General features: G+C 40.4%; 15 protein-coding genes. 5 read left to right on the top strand and 10 right to left on the bottom strand.

All coding sequences use genetic code 11. The features are described from left to right. Positions 1 to 2: 2 nt before the first annotated feature. On the top strand, positions 3 to 830 hold the full coding sequence (locus GM920_RS18495) for a M48 family metallopeptidase (RefSeq protein WP_182960216.1): 828 nt from the start codon (positions 3 to 5) through the stop codon (positions 828 to 830). Positions 831 to 901: 71 nt separating this feature from the next. On the opposite strand, the gene GM920_RS18490 is transcribed toward GM920_RS18495, so the two are convergent. The 4 genes from GM920_RS18490 to GM920_RS18475 form a co-directional block, all read right to left on the bottom strand. Then, on the bottom strand, positions 902 to 2155 hold the full coding sequence (locus tag GM920_RS18490) for an anthranilate synthase component I family protein (RefSeq protein ID WP_182960215.1): 1254 nt from the start codon (positions 2153 to 2155) through the stop codon (positions 902 to 904). A gap of 78 nt (positions 2156 to 2233) precedes the next feature. Further along, complete coding sequence (locus GM920_RS18485) at positions 2234 to 3511, bottom strand: adenylosuccinate synthase (protein ID WP_182960213.1); 1278 nt, start codon at positions 3509 to 3511, stop codon at positions 2234 to 2236. Between the two features lie 32 nt (positions 3512 to 3543). Further along, entirely contained in the window at positions 3544 to 4035 is a 492-nt protein-coding gene (locus tag GM920_RS18480; RefSeq protein WP_182960211.1) for a Fur family transcriptional regulator, read from the bottom strand. Positions 4036 to 4098: 63 nt separating this feature from the next. Further along, positions 4099 to 6309: a RelA/SpoT family protein gene (locus GM920_RS18475; protein ID WP_182960210.1), complete on the bottom strand. Its 2211-nt coding sequence runs from the start codon at positions 6307 to 6309 to the stop codon at positions 4099 to 4101. 344 nt (positions 6310 to 6653) lie between these two features. On the opposite strand from GM920_RS18475, the gene GM920_RS18470 reads away from it, so the two are divergent. The 4 genes from GM920_RS18470 to GM920_RS18455 all read left to right on the top strand — a co-directional run bounded on the left by GM920_RS18470 (position 6654) and on the right by GM920_RS18455 (position 10063). Further along, complete coding sequence (locus tag GM920_RS18470) at positions 6654 to 7271, top strand: DUF4294 domain-containing protein (RefSeq protein WP_182960208.1); 618 nt, start codon at positions 6654 to 6656, stop codon at positions 7269 to 7271. 3 nt (positions 7272 to 7274) lie between these two features. Next, complete coding sequence (locus GM920_RS18465) at positions 7275 to 7772, top strand: glutathione peroxidase (protein WP_182960207.1); 498 nt, start codon at positions 7275 to 7277, stop codon at positions 7770 to 7772. A 22-nt stretch (positions 7773 to 7794) separates the two neighbouring features. Next, on the top strand, positions 7795 to 8511 hold the full coding sequence (bshB1, locus tag GM920_RS18460; RefSeq protein WP_182960205.1) for a bacillithiol biosynthesis deacetylase BshB1: 717 nt from the start codon (positions 7795 to 7797) through the stop codon (positions 8509 to 8511). Between the two features lie 190 nt (positions 8512 to 8701). Next, positions 8702 to 10063 (top strand): acyl-CoA dehydrogenase family protein, encoded by a 1362-nt coding sequence (locus GM920_RS18455; RefSeq protein WP_182960203.1) that lies wholly within the window; start codon positions 8702 to 8704, stop codon positions 10061 to 10063. Between the two features lie 22 nt (positions 10064 to 10085). On the opposite strand, the gene GM920_RS18450 is transcribed toward GM920_RS18455, so the two are convergent. The 6 genes from GM920_RS18450 to GM920_RS18425 all read right to left on the bottom strand — a co-directional run bounded on the left by GM920_RS18450 (position 10086) and on the right by GM920_RS18425 (position 14663). Then, entirely contained in the window at positions 10086 to 10490 is a 405-nt protein-coding gene (locus tag GM920_RS18450) for a hypothetical protein (RefSeq protein ID WP_182960201.1), read from the bottom strand. Next, positions 10490 to 11821 carry an L-lysine 6-transaminase gene (lat, locus tag GM920_RS18445; protein ID WP_182960199.1) on the bottom strand — a complete coding sequence of 444 codons (1332 nt, stop codon included), beginning with the start codon at positions 11819 to 11821 and terminating at the stop codon, positions 10490 to 10492. The genes GM920_RS18450 and lat overlap by 1 nt, the downstream gene beginning before the upstream one ends. A 287-nt stretch (positions 11822 to 12108) precedes the next feature. Next, on the bottom strand, positions 12109 to 12399 hold the full coding sequence (locus tag GM920_RS18440) for a hypothetical protein (protein ID WP_182960198.1): 291 nt from the start codon (positions 12397 to 12399) through the stop codon (positions 12109 to 12111). Between the two features lie 581 nt (positions 12400 to 12980). Then, complete coding sequence (locus GM920_RS18435) at positions 12981 to 13595, bottom strand: YdeI/OmpD-associated family protein (RefSeq protein ID WP_182960196.1); 615 nt, start codon at positions 13593 to 13595, stop codon at positions 12981 to 12983. A gap of 22 nt (positions 13596 to 13617) precedes the next feature. Beyond that, the gene (locus GM920_RS18430) at positions 13618 to 14190 is read right to left on the bottom strand and encodes a DUF4256 domain-containing protein (RefSeq protein WP_182960194.1); all 573 of its coding nucleotides are present in this window, start codon (positions 14188 to 14190) and stop codon (positions 13618 to 13620) included. A gap of 5 nt (positions 14191 to 14195) precedes the next feature. After that, positions 14196 to 14663 carry an SRPBCC family protein gene (locus GM920_RS18425; RefSeq protein WP_182960192.1) on the bottom strand — a complete coding sequence of 156 codons (468 nt, stop codon included), beginning with the start codon at positions 14661 to 14663 and terminating at the stop codon, positions 14196 to 14198.

The following is a 14663-nucleotide window of genomic DNA, read 5'->3' as shown; positions in this document are numbered from 1 at the left end:
TCATGAAAGCTTTAAATTTAATGGTCATTGCTGCGGCGATGCTTTCCATATCGTCTTGCTCTACTGTGCCAATAACCGGACGTAGCAGAGTGAATATTGTGAGCGAAAGCGAAATGCAGAATGTGGCCGCTCAAAGCTATACTTCGCTGTTGAGAGATCCTAAAACGAAGGTGCTCAACAATGCAGATGCAACAAGAGTGAAAAGAGTAGGGCAGAAGATTCAGGCTGCCGTTACAAAATATATGAATGCCAATGGTTATGCCGAACAGATTCAAGGCTTTAACTGGGAATTTAACCTGATTGATAGTAAAGAAGTGAATGCCTGGTGTATGCCAGGAGGTAAAGTAGCTGTTTATAGCGGTATCTTGCCTATTGCTAAGGATGATGCAGGATTGGCCACCATTATGGGGCATGAAATTGCACATGCGATCGCACAACACTCTTCTGAAAGAGCTTCTCAGGCTGCTTTAGCGGAAATGGGAGGTAGTCTTTTAGGCGCAGCAACCTCTGGTAAATCTCAGATGGCGCAATCGATTCTTAATCAGGCTTATGGTATTGGTGCACAAGGTTTTGTTTTGTTGCCGAACTCTAGAAAGCAAGAGCTGGAAGCAGATAAATTAGGATTGATCTTTATGTCGATGGCCGGATATGATCCTTCCAGTGCGATTTCCTTCTGGCAACGCATGTCTGCAGCGAGTGCAGGTGCTCAAAAACCTTCTGAGTTTTTAAGTACTCACCCTTCTGATGCAACGCGTATCGCGCAAATTCAAAGACTCTTACCGGAAGCACAAAGATATTATAACTCTGCTACAGGAAAACCGATCAGGTAATTCTAAATTGAAAATATAATTGTCAGGCTGTTACCTTCCAGGTAATGGCCTTTTTTGTAAGCAAAAAATTATTAAAGGGATAAGGTTTGGATAATGGCGGATGCCTTTAACATACATTCTTCATATTCATCATTTGCGTTCGCCGCGTAAGTGATGGCGCCACCAACCTGGAAAGACAAGTGTTTATTGCTTTCCTGATAAAGGATGCTGCGGATGATCACATTGAAATCGAACTCCCCCTCCGGACTGATATAGCCGAAAGAGCCAGAATAAGCTCCTCTTTTACTTAATTCATACTTTTCTATCAGTTCCATTGCCCGGATCTTTGGCGCACCTGTCATAGAGCCCATCGGAAAGGTGTTCTTGATGGCGGCGATAAAATGTAAGTCCGGGTCGAGCTCACAGCTGATGGTAGAAATCATCTGATGTACCTGTGGAAAGCTATAAATGCCGAAAAGTTCCTCCACTTTTACACTTCCTTTCAAGGCGCTTTTTGTGAGGTCATTGCGAACCAGGTCCACAATCATTACATTCTCCGCTTGTTCTTTTATATTTTCACTGAGTGCCTGTTTGATCTGTTCATCGGCCAGAGCCTCTTTACTGCGTTTGGCAGTCCCTTTAATCGGCTGAGAGATCAACTTGTTGCTTCGTTTGCAAAGAAACCTTTCCGGACTGGCAGAAAGGATGTATTGATCGTTAATTTTGAAATATCCTGCAAATGGGGTAGGGGACAGCAAATTGAGCTGTTCAAATACATGTAAGGGGTCAATCTCTGCGTTTTCAGCAAAGAACTCCTGGCAATAAGTAACTTCGTAAATATCGCCCCTGCTGATGTGCTGATGCAGCTGTTTGATCTTTTCTAAATAGCTGTTTTTATCCATGGAAGCCTGGATATTCAAAGGAGCACAGGTTTTTGCCACTGGAACATCAAAATTCGCTATTTCTTCGAGGATTTCTGGATCTCCGAGGATGACTTGTGCCTGACCATCTTTCCAGGCGATCAAATATTGAGGGACAAAGAAAAATAAGGCAGGGAATTGATGGAAGTCCGCATGATTGGATTGCAGCTGCTCATGTTCGTTCTTCAGGTCATAGCTGAATAAACCGAACATCCAGGTTTTATGCGTTTCATAGAAAGCTTGCAAAGCCTCAAAAGCACCACCAATTTCCTTAGAAAGCACCTGTGTGGCACCTGCAGCAATGACAAAATCAAATTTCCCGTAAGGGTCTGTATAATTGTTGGAGTCTAAACAGCAGCAGATGTCAAAAGTATTGGCCCAGTGCAAGGCTTTACTTTTAAATAACGATAATTCCAGATGGCTCATTTCGTTGCAAAGGTAACGGAAAACAGCCTATAAAAAAAGGCGGCCAATGGCCGCCTTCCCTATAATAGAAAATAATTTCTAGATCAATTCTAACGTTTGAACTCTATCTGGTCCAACAGAAAGATATTTTACTGGTACTTCCAATTCTTTCTCCAGGAAAGTAATGTAAGCTGCAAGGTTTGCAGGAATTTCTTCTACTTTATTAATTTTGGTTACATCAGTTTTCCAACCTGCGATCGCTTTTAAAACTGGCGTAGGTTTTACAGAAATGATGTCGTATGGCATATAATCAATAGTTTCACCATTGTGCTCATAATGAGTACAAGCGTAAATGGTATCAAAACCATCCAATACGTCTGCTTTCATCATGATCAATTCAGTAACGCCATTTAGCATGATTGCATATTTTAATGCAGGGATATCAATCCATCCGCAACGACGGGCACGGCCTGTTGTTGCACCGAATTCATGACCCACCTGACGAAGGTTTTCACCAACTTCGTCATCCAGTTCTGTTGGGAATGGACCACCACCAACACGTGTACAGTAAGCTTTGAAGATACCGTATACATTGCCGATTTTGTTAGGTGCAATACCTAAACCAGTACAAGCACCAGCAGTAGTTGTGTTAGAAGAAGTTACAAATGGATAAGAACCGAAGTCGATGTCCAATAATGTACCTTGTGCACCTTCTGCCAATACTTTCTTTCCTGCTTTAAGGAAGCCATTTACATAATGCTCACTATCTACATGAGGAATGCTTTTGATAAACTCAATTGCTTCAAAGAATGCAGCTTCTTTTTCAGTTAGATCGTATTCGAATTCATAATGAGAAAGAATCTCTTTATGTTTCTCTACCAATTTGTTGTAACGTTCCTTGAAATCAGGAAGGGTAGTATCACCTACTCTTAATCCATTACGACCGGTTTTGTCCATATAAGTTGGACCAATACCTTTTAGTGTAGAACCGATTTTGTCCTTACCCATTCTTTGCTCATTTGCAGCATCCAATAATTGGTGCGTTGGCAAAATCAAATGCGCTTTACGGGCAATAACCAATTTCCCTGTTGCAATCGGATCATGTCCGGCAGCTCTAAGGTTGTCTAACTCTCTTTTTAGAATGATCGGGTCAATAACCACACCATTACCAATAAGATTCATTGTTTTTTCGTTGAAAATACCTGATGGAATGGTATTTAAAACGAACTTTTTGCCATCAAACTCTAAAGTATGTCCGGCATTCGGACCGCCTTGAAAACGAGCTATCAAATCATATTGAGGACTTAATACATCAACAATTTTTCCCTTGCCTTCATCGCCCCATTGCAGGCCCAGAAGCACGTCTACTTGCGTCATTATTTAAATTTGAATATTATAAATTGGATATGTTAACTTGCATGTTTTATTTCGCTATTCTGATTGTTCATCGCATTTTTTGCAGTGCAATCGAAACAAACGCCATAAAGATTCAGTGAGTGGTGTTTAATTTCAAACTTCAGCAGTTCACCAACCATACTTTGGATTTGATGAATGCGCGGATCGCAAAATTCTACTACTTTCCCGCAGTCAATACAAATGATATGGTCATGCTGATGGTAGCCGTAAGATTTCTCAAACTGCGCCATGTTTTTACCAAACTGATGTTTAGTCACCAAGTCACAGGAAACCAATAACTCTAAAGTGTTGTATACAGTAGCTCTGCTAACACGATATTTTTGGTTTTTCATGTGGATATAGAGGGTCTCTACATCGAAATGGTCATCTCTGGAATATATTTCTTCTAAGATGGCAAAACGTTCCGGTGTTTTTCTCAGACTCTTATTTTCGAGGTAAGCTTCGAATATTTTTCTTACTAACTCGCTGTTGTGGTTTGTAGACATAGTTTTTAAACTCCTTTCAAAGGTACCAATTTTTATATAAACCTGTATGTTTTATTCGTTTTTTTAGGCATCGAAACGGGTAACAGCTGTTACACCTTTTACTTCCAATAGATTTTTAATCAGGTTGTCTAAGTGTTCTTTATCATTTACATAGACCATAATTGAGCCATCAAAGATGCCATTATCTGTGTCGACAGTAATAGAACGCATGTTTACCTTGAAATCTCCGGAAATTACCTTGGTGATATTATTGATCAAACCTACGTCATCGATTCCAATAATATGTAATCCGGTTAAGAATGTGAGTTCCTGCTGACGGTTCCATTTGGCTTTGATGATTCGGTACCCATAATTGGCCATCAGCTGTGCAGCATTCGGGCAATTGGTCCGGTGGATTTTGATCCCCTCATTCACGGTTACAAAACCAAAAACGTCATCACCAGGAATCGGATTACAACAAGCAGCAAGCGTGTAGTCGATCTTTTGCAGGTCTTCACCAATTAAAAGAATATCAGACTCCGGTCCCTTTACTTTGTTGAGTAATGCTTCAATCTTTTGATTGTCGCTTTTCTCAGAAGAACCTCTGTTTTCAATCTCTTTTTCACTGGCCAGGTAATCTTTCAGGTCTTTCAACTCAATTTTCCCTTTGGCAACAGCAATGAAAAGCTCCTGTGTAGAAGGAAGTTTAAAGAAGTAAGTCAGCTTGTTCAGGTTGTCCGTATTGTAGGTGATTTTTAACGATTTCAACTTACGCTCCAAAGTTTCCTTACCCTGATCAGCAATTTTCCTTTTTTCCTCTTTTAGCGAAGACTTGATTTTAGATTTAGCCTTTGCCGTCACCACAATGTTCAGCCAATCTTCTTTTGGCGTCTGTTTGCTCGAGGTGATGATCTCTACCTGGTCTCCATTCTGTAATTTATAAGACAAAGGAACCAGTTTGTGGTTCACTTTTGCCCCAATACATTTGGCACCAACATCGGTATGGATTTCGAAGGCAAAGTCTAATGCAGTGGCACCTAATGGCAATTGAAGCAAAGCTCCTTTTGGCGTGAAAATGAAAATCTCATCCGAGAAGAGGTTCATTTTGAAATCATCCAGGAAGTCTAAAGCATTCGCTTCCGGGTTGTTCAACATTTCCCTTACCTTCATGATCCATTGGTCAAGCCCATTGTCATTGCTGGATTCTTTATACTTCCAGTGTGCTGCAAATCCTTTTTCCGCAATCTCATTCATCCGTTGTGTACGGATCTGAACTTCCACCCATTGGCCTTTAGGGCCCATTACGGTGGTATGCAGGGATTCATAACCGTTTCCTTTAGGGGAAGAAACCCAGTCGCGCAGACGGTCTGGATTTGGACGGTATAAATCGGTTACAATCGAATAAGCTTTCCAGCAATCTGCTTTTTCATTTTCCGGCGCACTGTCCAGAATGATCCTGATGGCGAAAAGGTCGTACACTTCCTCAAAAGGAATGTTTTTACTTTTCATCTTGTTCCAGATGGAATGGATGGATTTCGGGCGACCATAAATATCGGCCGTCAATCCTTGTTCCGCCAGAATTTCATTGATCGGCTCCACAAATCTTTTGATAAATAAAGTCCTTTCGGCCTTTTTCTCATTCAATTGGGTAGCTATGTATTTATAAGTGTCTGGCTCCAGATATTTCATGGAAAGATCTTCCAGCTCAGATTTTATGGCATATAATCCCAGACGGTGAGCCAGGGGGGCGTAAAGGTAAATGGTTTCTGAGGCGATTTTCAACTGCTTATGTCTGGGCATAAAGTCCATCGTACGCATGTTGTGTAAACGATCGGCCAATTTGATCAGAATTACCCGAACGTCATCCGCCAGTGTCAACAACATCTTGCGGAAATTCTCCGCCTGTAAAGAGCTGTTGTAATCAAAAACACCAGATATTTTGGTCAGACCATCAATGATTTTGGCGGTTTTTTTGCCAAATTCACGTTCAATATCTTCCAGTGTGATGTCTGTATCTTCTACTACATCATGCAATAATGCGCATACAATCGAAGTGGTTCCTAATCCGATCTCTTCTGCTGCAATCTGCGCAACAGCAATAGGGTGGTAAATATAAGGCTCACCAGATTTCCTACGCATGTTTTTATGACTTTCTAAGGCCATATCAAATGCTTTTCTGATTTCTTTTTTATCCCCCCTTTGAAGTGTTGGCTTACAGGCACGCAAAAGCGCACGGTATCGCTTCAATATCTCTTGCTTCTCTGCTTCTAAATCAATCACTAGTGTGTTCTTCATCAATCTCTCGTTTGTTTTTCGGTAATGTTATCGGTTATGGATCGCGCTTCTCATGGCAAATGAACCTAAAATTTTACTAAAATGCTAGTTTATTACCCCTATACTTTCGTTAATATAAGCTTTTTGTAAAGATCCTATTGACATACACAATAATTCATCCAATTTTAAGTTTCTCTTAGCGTTATTTCTTTTTCGTTCTTAACCGGTCATTTTTGTGGAATGATCCTTGGCATTTCATTTGCATAATTTACGTCAGGATGATAAGCTTTATTCTTGAAAACTTTATCTTAGATTGTAATCAAAGTAATATATTAAATTAGCCTTTACTGAAGAGGTATAAATTTATGAAATTTTATAGGTTGTTTTTTCTGTCAATTGTCATGATTACAGCTGGTTCTGCGAAAGCGCAGACGAGCGGTGGAGGCGTGATATATCCGGTATTGGGAAAAAATGACACCATCCGTGTAGCGGGTACAAATGATAACGGGGTCATGATTCCATGGATTTCACTTCAGGAAGTCGTGATTTCTGCGACGCGCCTGTTTAAGAGTCCTGAAGATCGTGCAGCCTATAACCGATTGCGTTATAATGTGATGAAGGTAATGCCTTATGCGCTTTTTGCAAAACGCAGATATGAGCAACTGGAAAAAGACCTGGCATTGGCAACCGATAAAAAATCACAAAAAATTCTCGTTAAACAGTGTGATCAAGAGATTAAAGACATGTTTAATCGCGAGATTAAAGAGTTGACAATTTCACAGGGACAGATTTTAACAAAGCTGATCGACCGTGAAGTAGGACGTACCACTTATGAAATTGTAAAAGAAACCAAAGGAGGTGTCACCGCCTTTTTATATCAATCAGTAGCCAGAGTAGTTGGCCATAACCTAAAAAGTAAATACAACCCATCGGAAGAACGGGACATTGAAGCCATCATTCTTTCTTCCGGGTTTTACCAATAAAATATGTCGGATCAACCAAAAAGTATACACCAGTTTAAGGTAAAATTGATCAATGGAACAGAAAAGAACCTTTCCGATTATAAAGATAAAAACTTATTAATTGTCAACATTGCTTCGGCTTGTGGTTTTGCACCTCAGCTCAAGGAATTACAGGAGTTAAGGGAAGAGCTGAAAGCGCAGGATTTTGAGGTGCTGGCCTTTCCTTCCAATGATTTCGGCAGACAAGAGCCTTTAGAAGGTGCCGGAATTCAGGAGTTCTGTGAGCTAAATTATGGGGTAGAATTTCCTGTTTTTGAGAAGACGATGGTCAGGGGGGAACATGCCCATCCACTGTTTAAATTTCTTGGGGATAAAAAACTCAATGGACAGGTGTCCTCTACGCCAAGATGGAACTTCCACAAATATTTAATCAATAAACAGGGAGAAGTGGTCGACTATTTCTATCCTTTTACCAAACCATTATCCAACAAAATAAAGAAGAAGATCCAGCGACTGGGATAATAGGCGCAACAATTTTAAACGTATGAAATTAGATATATTAGTCCTTGCCGTTCACCCGGACGATGCAGAATTAGGCTGTTCGGGAACAATTGCAAAACACATTGCCCTCGGTAAAAAAGTAGGAATTATTGATTTTACCCGAGGAGAGCTGGGCACCCGTGGCTCCGCAGAAATCAGAGATGAGGAAGCTGCAGATTCCGCTAAAATATTAGGAATCCATGCCCGCGAGAATCTTCGTTTCAGAGACGGTTTCTTTACCAATGATGAAGAACATCGCCTGGCTATCATCAAAATGATCCGTAAATATCAACCGGAAATTATTTTAACGAATGCCTTGCATGATAGACACCCTGATCATGGGCGTGCAGGAGATTTGAGTAATGACGCCTGCTTCTTATCTGGCCTACCTAAAATTCATACTGAAATCGATGGGGTAGCACAGGAAGCATGGAGACCAAGGTTGATCCTGCAGTATATTCAGGATCGATACATTGAACCTGATATCATTATTGACATTACCCCTTTCATTCAGACGAAAATAGACTCGATCAAAGCATTTAAAACACAGTTTTTTAATCCTGATCATGAGGAACAGGAAACTTATATCTCCTCACCGGAGTTCTTCGATAGCGTAATTGGTCGGGCTCGCGAGTTCGGTAAATCTATTGGAGCCACTTATGGGGAAGGCTTTACTTCCCGTAAATTGCTGGGCGTAAATGACCTTTTCAATTTAAGCTAATATTTTCAGGCAAGAGGTCTTTCCTTTCAATGTCAAAGGTCCTTTCCTTTTTATGGAAGGGACTTTTTTGCTTTCCGGTATCCAGTGATTTCCGCTTCAAAATGTCGTTTTCATCCGCTTCTAAAAGTTGGATCTTCCTCCATAACTAACAAAATCAACTTTTTGCTGTTTTTAAAAGAAAACGCAAAATATGTCGAATATATTTTCTTCCCTTAAAAATGCCTATACACTATTCAAAAGTGTAGACTTCCAAAAGCTGGAGTCCCTTTCTAAAAAGGTAGACCTGACTAAAATTGTAGATTCGGTATCCAATCTTGATGAAACGCAATTGCAAGGGCTCATGAAAATGATTGGAACACCACATAAACATCGGGAGCTTCCAGCTATTGAAGGTGATTTTTACCACCTTGGTGAGGAGGCGTTAAAAGAAGAAGACCGGGCTTTACAGCTTAAAGTCCGCGATTTCCTGGAAAGAGAAGTGAAGCCGGTAGTCAATAAATATTGGCTGAAAGCAGAGTTTCCTTTTGAGCTGATTCCAGGTATTGCAGCGCTCAATATCTGCGGCCTGACCTACAAGGGCTACGGCTGTCCCAATAAATCAAATTTAATGGAAGGGATACTGGCGATGGAAATGGCCAGAGTAGATACTTCTATGTCCACCTTTTTTGGGGTGCAAAGTGGCTTGGCCATGGGCTCTATCTATTTGCTCGGTTCTGAAGCACAGAAAGAAGAATGGTTGCCGGGAATGCAGCAGATGAAAACTATTGGCGCTTTCGGCTTAACGGAGCCGGAAGTTGGTTCTGGGGTTGCTGGAGGTTTAACCACTACCGCAAAACGTCAGGGTAACAAATGGATTTTAAATGGGCAGAAGAAATGGATCGGCAATGCGACTTTTTCTGATGTCACCATTATCTGGGCCAGAGACCTGGACGACCAGGAAGTAAAAGGCTTTTTGGTTAGGAAAGGGACGAAAGGTTTTGCGGTAGAGAAGATGATGGATAAAATGGCGCTTAGAATTGTGCAAAACGGATTGATCACCTTGACCAATTGTGAGGTAGCGGAAGAAGATCGCCTTCAAAATGCGAATTCCTTTAAAGACACAGCCAAGGTGCTGAAGATGACCAGGGCAGGAGTGGCCTGGCAGGCGGTAGGCTGTGCCAGGGGAGCTTATGAAAGTGCCTTACATTATACCCGCACCAGGAAACAGTTCGGTAAACCGATTGCTTCTTTTCAATTGATTCAGAACCACTTGGTGGAAATGCTGTCTAATCTGACGGCCATGCAGACACTTTGTTTCCGCTTGTCGCAGCTTCAGGATCAAAACCTGTTAACCGACGAGCATGCTTCTTTAGCGAAAGTGTTTTGTTCGATGCGAACCAGAGATGTGGTGAGCAGGGCAAGGGAAGTGATGGGCGGAAATGGGATTTTATTAGAGTATGATGTGGCGCGTTTCGTTGCAGATGCGGAAGCAATTTATTCTTATGAAGGGACCAAAGAGATCAACACTTTAATTGTAGGCAGAGCCATCACTGGTTTTTCTGCCTTTGTATAATAGGATAGGAAAGCCCTTTTTTCTATTTAAAAGGGTATTTGGTTAAGCTTGTATTGCCCATCGCAGTTTTTTCGTAAAGGGCAATACAAGCACCATTATAAGTAGGGTCAAAGTTTACTTTTCCCGGGCTCAGTTGATTTGGGACAGTTGAGCCTTTCATGAAGAAGTAAACCTTGGTATTTCCCCCTTTATGGTGGGGTTTGAAATTACCATAAGTCTCCATTTCAGACCATAACGTGTCTTTTACCGTCACCGTAAATACGTATTGTATCGGGCCGGTATTGTTTTCGTTCCGGTAATGTGCCACCTCGGTAAACTCTCCCTTCAGATCGTCAATCCCCGGTTGGGTAAAGGTGCCCTTCATCATCCATCCTACTAACACTAAAATCACTACACTCAGAAAAATATTAAACTTTTTATTACGCATTATAAAGTTGGTAAAATTTTATGCATCACCTCCATTCCTTCATCGATATGCTTTTTTTCTATGCAGAGTGATGGTCTGAAACGGATGGTTTGGTTTCCACAACCTAAAAACATCACATTGTTTTCCATTCCTTTTTGGATGAAAGCATTGCGCATCTCTTTGCTTGGGAAGTCAAAAGCACAAAGTAAGCCTTTTCCCCTTACATTGGTTACCTTATCATATTTTTGGGCAAATTGTGCCAGGTTTTCTTTCAGATATTGACCTACAACTGTGGCATTATTGCAAAGCTGATCTTCCTCAAGGATCTGTAAAATCTGTGTAGAACGCACCATGTCTACCAGGTTACCGCCCCAGGTGGAATTGATTCTTGAAGGAACATGGAACACATTAGATTCTATTTGATCCACTTTATCACCCACCAGAATTCCGCAAATCTGCATCTTTTTCCCGAAGGCAAGAATATCCGGACGTGCTTTTTCACTGTAATGCTGATGACACCAGAATTTACCCGTTAAGCCTACACCAGTTTGCACCTCATCATAAATCAAAAAAGCTTCGTTTTCATCGGCAAGGGTTTTCAACTGAATCAGAAACTCCTCCCGCAAATGATTATCACCGCCTTCTGATTGAATCGGCTCCACAATGATCGCACAGATCTCATCTTTATTTTCTGCAAAAGCCTGCTTAATCTGTACAATGGAAGCTTCTTCCGTCGAAATTGCATTTTTTAGGTTTTCGTCCTGCAGCGGGAATTTAACTGTTGGCACAGATACTCTTGGCCAGTCGAACTTAGCGAACCATTTGGTTTTATCTGGCAAGGTATTCGTTAAACTGAGTGTATAACCCGATCGGCCATGGAAGGCTTTCTCAAAATGAAGTACTTTAAAACCTTTCTCTTCCTTGTATCCCCTGGCAAAGTTCTTTTGAACTTTCCAGTCCATCGCTACTTTAATCGCATTTTCTACCGCTAAGGCTCCACCGGCAATGAAAAAGGCATGCGGAAGGTAGGAAGGAATCCCGACATTTGAAAATGTAGCTACAAATTGGGCATACTGCTGCGTGTATACATCAGAATTGGAAGGGTTGGACAATGCAGCCAACAATAAGTTCTTCTTGAATGCTTCATCATTGATCATTTTAGGATGGTTATATCCCAAGGGAACAGATGCAAAACAAGTGAAGAAATCCAGTAAATTTCGTTTGTATTTTGAATCGTAGATGTAAGCACCCTGGCTTTTTTCTATATCATAGGTGAGGTCGAAGCCATCCGCTAAAATATGTTTGCTTAAAGTCTCATTTACCTGATCCGGACCTACAGTTAGTTGATACATAGTGCTTTATTTTGGTTTAATCAAATGTAATGAAATGTGCCAAAGAAACAAATGCAGGCGGTTTTTGGAGAAAAAAGGTAAAATCATACTTTAAATCGTTTAAAGTATGATTTTGGTATAGATCGACTTTTGGTCTATTAGATTCTGTTGTTTTTTTTAAAAAGATTCCGTCTTTTTTTTATTGGTTTTGAATTCAGAAGCCTATTTAATAGTTTTTAGAATTTCATCTTTTAAGCCCTTTAGGTGGATGGTTCGCATGGCGCAGGGCGGGGAAGGAATAGAAAAAATTATATGTCCAACAAGTCTTGATAAGTAAGTGTGAACATATTAATCAGGTTTCTTTCTTTTTTATCAATATTACCGGAGTTTCTGTTGATCAATAAATAACCGCTAATGTCTGCATACTCTATGTGTTCAAAGGTTTTTGGACCTATTTTATAAGGTACTACTTCTTTATAAACCCGGAAACGTTGGGTGTTTTTATAATCCTCTACTGTTTTTGAGGCAAAATCAATGGTTCTGGCACCAATGAATCCAAATGAGGAATCCGGATAATCCTTAAGTATGATGGGGATCACATTCAGGCAACTAATAAGTATATTTCCTACATCACCTTTATTTGTTATTTTGGAATATTTATGCTCACTTTTTTTATGACAGGATGCATAGAATTTAATACCGAAAATATCGTGTTCATGATAATCCGCCCGTAATATATATTTGAGCTTTGTGATGGGAGAATAGAACTTATAAATGAGGGTAAATAAATGCGCTGAGGCATCTCTGCAAGGTTGTTTTTGAATAAAGACTAACGGATAACCAGGATATTGGAAGGTCAAGGGATAAGTAAATTTCCGTTAGAATTGTTATTTTGGATTCTCTCAGCTGTCTTTTCAATAAATTGACCTGACCCTGAATACCTTGTCACAAATTTACCATTCGAAGAAGACCGGGTCCCGCGGATAGCATCAGAAGATAGCTTAACAGATGTAGCTTCTTTTAATGAAGCCCATTTTAATCTCACTCCTTTAGGAACTTGTTTACTACTGTTTACCTTTGCCATGCTACAAAAATAACAAATATTATTCAATGAATGTATGAGTTAAGTCTCTTTATGCTTTACAGTTGTCTTTTTCTAATTGTTTTTAAATTCAGTAGCCTATTTAATAGTTTTTAGAATTTCATCTTTTAAACCCTTTCCATTAAGAATCTGTGGGATACATTTCTCCACCCTTGATTCCCTGGTTTTGGATTGTTTTGGGGCAGCAAAATGAAGTAAGTAAGCGCGTTGCCGTCCTGGTGTCAAGGCTTCGAATGCAATTTTTAGTGCTGGTATCTCTTTCAGTTTATGTTCAAACTCAGCGGCAATAGGGAATGCGGTGGTCTTTTTTAAATCCACTTTTAAGCCTGCTTTCTCTACTTCAATCGCTTCATAGATATAAGCTTTCAATATGGCTTTCTGTTCTAAGATTTCCATTACATTTCTGAAGCGAACCTGACGAGCAGCCTGTACATTTTCCGTTTGCTGGATTAAAATGCCATTGGCATCACTTAATAAGGCGCCTTTGAAAAATAGAAACGCACAATATTCCTTAAAATCATGGATTAAAACGATGTTTTTGCCATGTAAACTATAGCAAGGAACACCCCATTTCAATTCTTCATGAAGCCCGGAATCTAGCGCAATCCCCCTCAACTGTTCCAGTTCTTGCTGCCAATTTCTGGCTTCAGTAAAATAAAAATCTACTTTGGGATTTCTTTGGTCAGTTGTCATAAATTTTAGCTTTTTTGAAAATTTAAACCCTTAACGAACCACGGAATCCCCTGGCAGCATAGTAAGATTCCGCGCCATTGTGATATTTGAAAATATGATCGTAGCGGCGATCCCCAAATATGGCACCGCCTAGTGCCCTGATCTCTGCAGGTGTTTTCAGCCAGCTCGAGGTTTTCAAATCGAATTTACCCATTTTTTGTAAATCCCGGTAATCTGTTTCTGTTAAAATCTCGATCCCCATTGCAGTAGCCACATCTATTGCATTATTTTTCGGCTTATGTTCTTTCCTGGATGCTAAAGCTTCATAGTCATAGCAAAGACTCCGGCGACCTTTAGGACTTTCCGCTGCGCAATCATAGAAAATGTATTCAGCTGTATTATTGTCGTAACCAACCACATCCGGTTCACCACCAGAAAGCTCCATTTCATCGAGCGACCAGAGTTTTTCCGGATTAGTTTCCAACTTTGCTAGTACTTCAGCCCATGTTATACCTTTGTGACGATTCTTGTTTTTCTCAAACCGCTCTTTTAAGGTGTTCAGCAACTCTTCACGATTTGCGGCCGACAATTCTTTTTTATTGCTATTCTTTTCCATGCTATTTATTTTAATTTGCTGACGATGTCCTGCAAGCGGTTGTGTGCCATATTCAGGCCTGGCGCAAAGCCCATTTTCATCATTTGATTTCTTAGCTCAACCGTTTTGTAAAGGATTTGTATCCTAAGCTGGCTGCTGCTTTCTGTGAGTTTTTCAAAGGTTAAGAATTCGAGCTGAACTTCAAAAGGAGCGTTTTCCATTTCGAAAGTCCTGGTGATTTTTTGGTTCGGAATACAGCTATGAATTACCCCATTGGCTTGAAATACTACTTTACCTGTGGCATCGCTGGTCTCAAAACGGTAATTGCCGTGATTTTTACTTGCCAGTTCAACCACTTTCGTTCCCATCCATTGTGCGACTATTTCCGGATCTACATAAGCTTTGAAAAGTAATTCCAGTGGTAAATCAAATTCCCTGGTGATCACTAATTCTTGTTTGCCCTCTTCGGCATGAATTTTCGTTTTCTGTTCCAT

The sequence above is a fragment of the Pedobacter gandavensis genome (genome assembly GCF_014172405.1).
In the GTDB taxonomy this organism is placed as follows: Bacteria; Bacteroidota; Bacteroidia; order Sphingobacteriales; family Sphingobacteriaceae; genus Pedobacter; species Pedobacter gandavensis.
Note: the sequence above shows the minus strand (reverse complement) of the source record. Positions and strands in the feature narration are given on the sequence as shown.

Bases quoted from the DNA above. Each gene is read 5' to 3' on its own strand.
- GM920_RS18475 (WP_182960210.1), bottom strand. From the start codon at position 6,309: ATGAAGAACACACTAGTGATTGATTTAGAAGCAGAGAAGCAAGAGATA.
- GM920_RS18465 (WP_182960207.1), top strand. From the start codon at position 7,275: ATGTCGGATCAACCAAAAAGTATACACCAGTTTAAGGTAAAATTGATC.
- GM920_RS18430 (WP_182960194.1), bottom strand. From the start codon at position 14,190: ATGGAAAAGAATAGCAATAAAAAAGAATTGTCGGCCGCAAATCGTGAA.
- GM920_RS18455 (WP_182960203.1), top strand. From the start codon at position 8,702: ATGTCGAATATATTTTCTTCCCTTAAAAATGCCTATACACTATTCAAA.
- GM920_RS18470 (WP_182960208.1), top strand. From the start codon at position 6,654: ATGAAATTTTATAGGTTGTTTTTTCTGTCAATTGTCATGATTACAGCT.
- GM920_RS18425 (WP_182960192.1), bottom strand. From the start codon at position 14,663: ATGGAACAGAAAACGAAAATTCATGCCGAAGAGGGCAAACAAGAATTA.
- GM920_RS18435 (WP_182960196.1), bottom strand. From the start codon at position 13,595: ATGACAACTGACCAAAGAAATCCCAAAGTAGATTTTTATTTTACTGAA.
- lat (WP_182960199.1), bottom strand. From the start codon at position 11,821: ATGTATCAACTAACTGTAGGTCCGGATCAGGTAAATGAGACTTTAAGC.
- bshB1 (WP_182960205.1), top strand. From the start codon at position 7,795: ATGAAATTAGATATATTAGTCCTTGCCGTTCACCCGGACGATGCAGAA.
- GM920_RS18450 (WP_182960201.1), bottom strand. From the start codon at position 10,490: ATGCGTAATAAAAAGTTTAATATTTTTCTGAGTGTAGTGATTTTAGTG.
- GM920_RS18490 (WP_182960215.1), bottom strand. From the start codon at position 2,155: ATGAGCCATCTGGAATTATCGTTATTTAAAAGTAAAGCCTTGCACTGG.
- GM920_RS18485 (WP_182960213.1), bottom strand. From the start codon at position 3,511: ATGACGCAAGTAGACGTGCTTCTGGGCCTGCAATGGGGCGATGAAGGC.
- GM920_RS18495 (WP_182960216.1), top strand. From the start codon at position 3: ATGAAAGCTTTAAATTTAATGGTCATTGCTGCGGCGATGCTTTCCATA.
- GM920_RS18480 (WP_182960211.1), bottom strand. From the start codon at position 4,035: ATGTCTACAAACCACAACAGCGAGTTAGTAAGAAAAATATTCGAAGCT.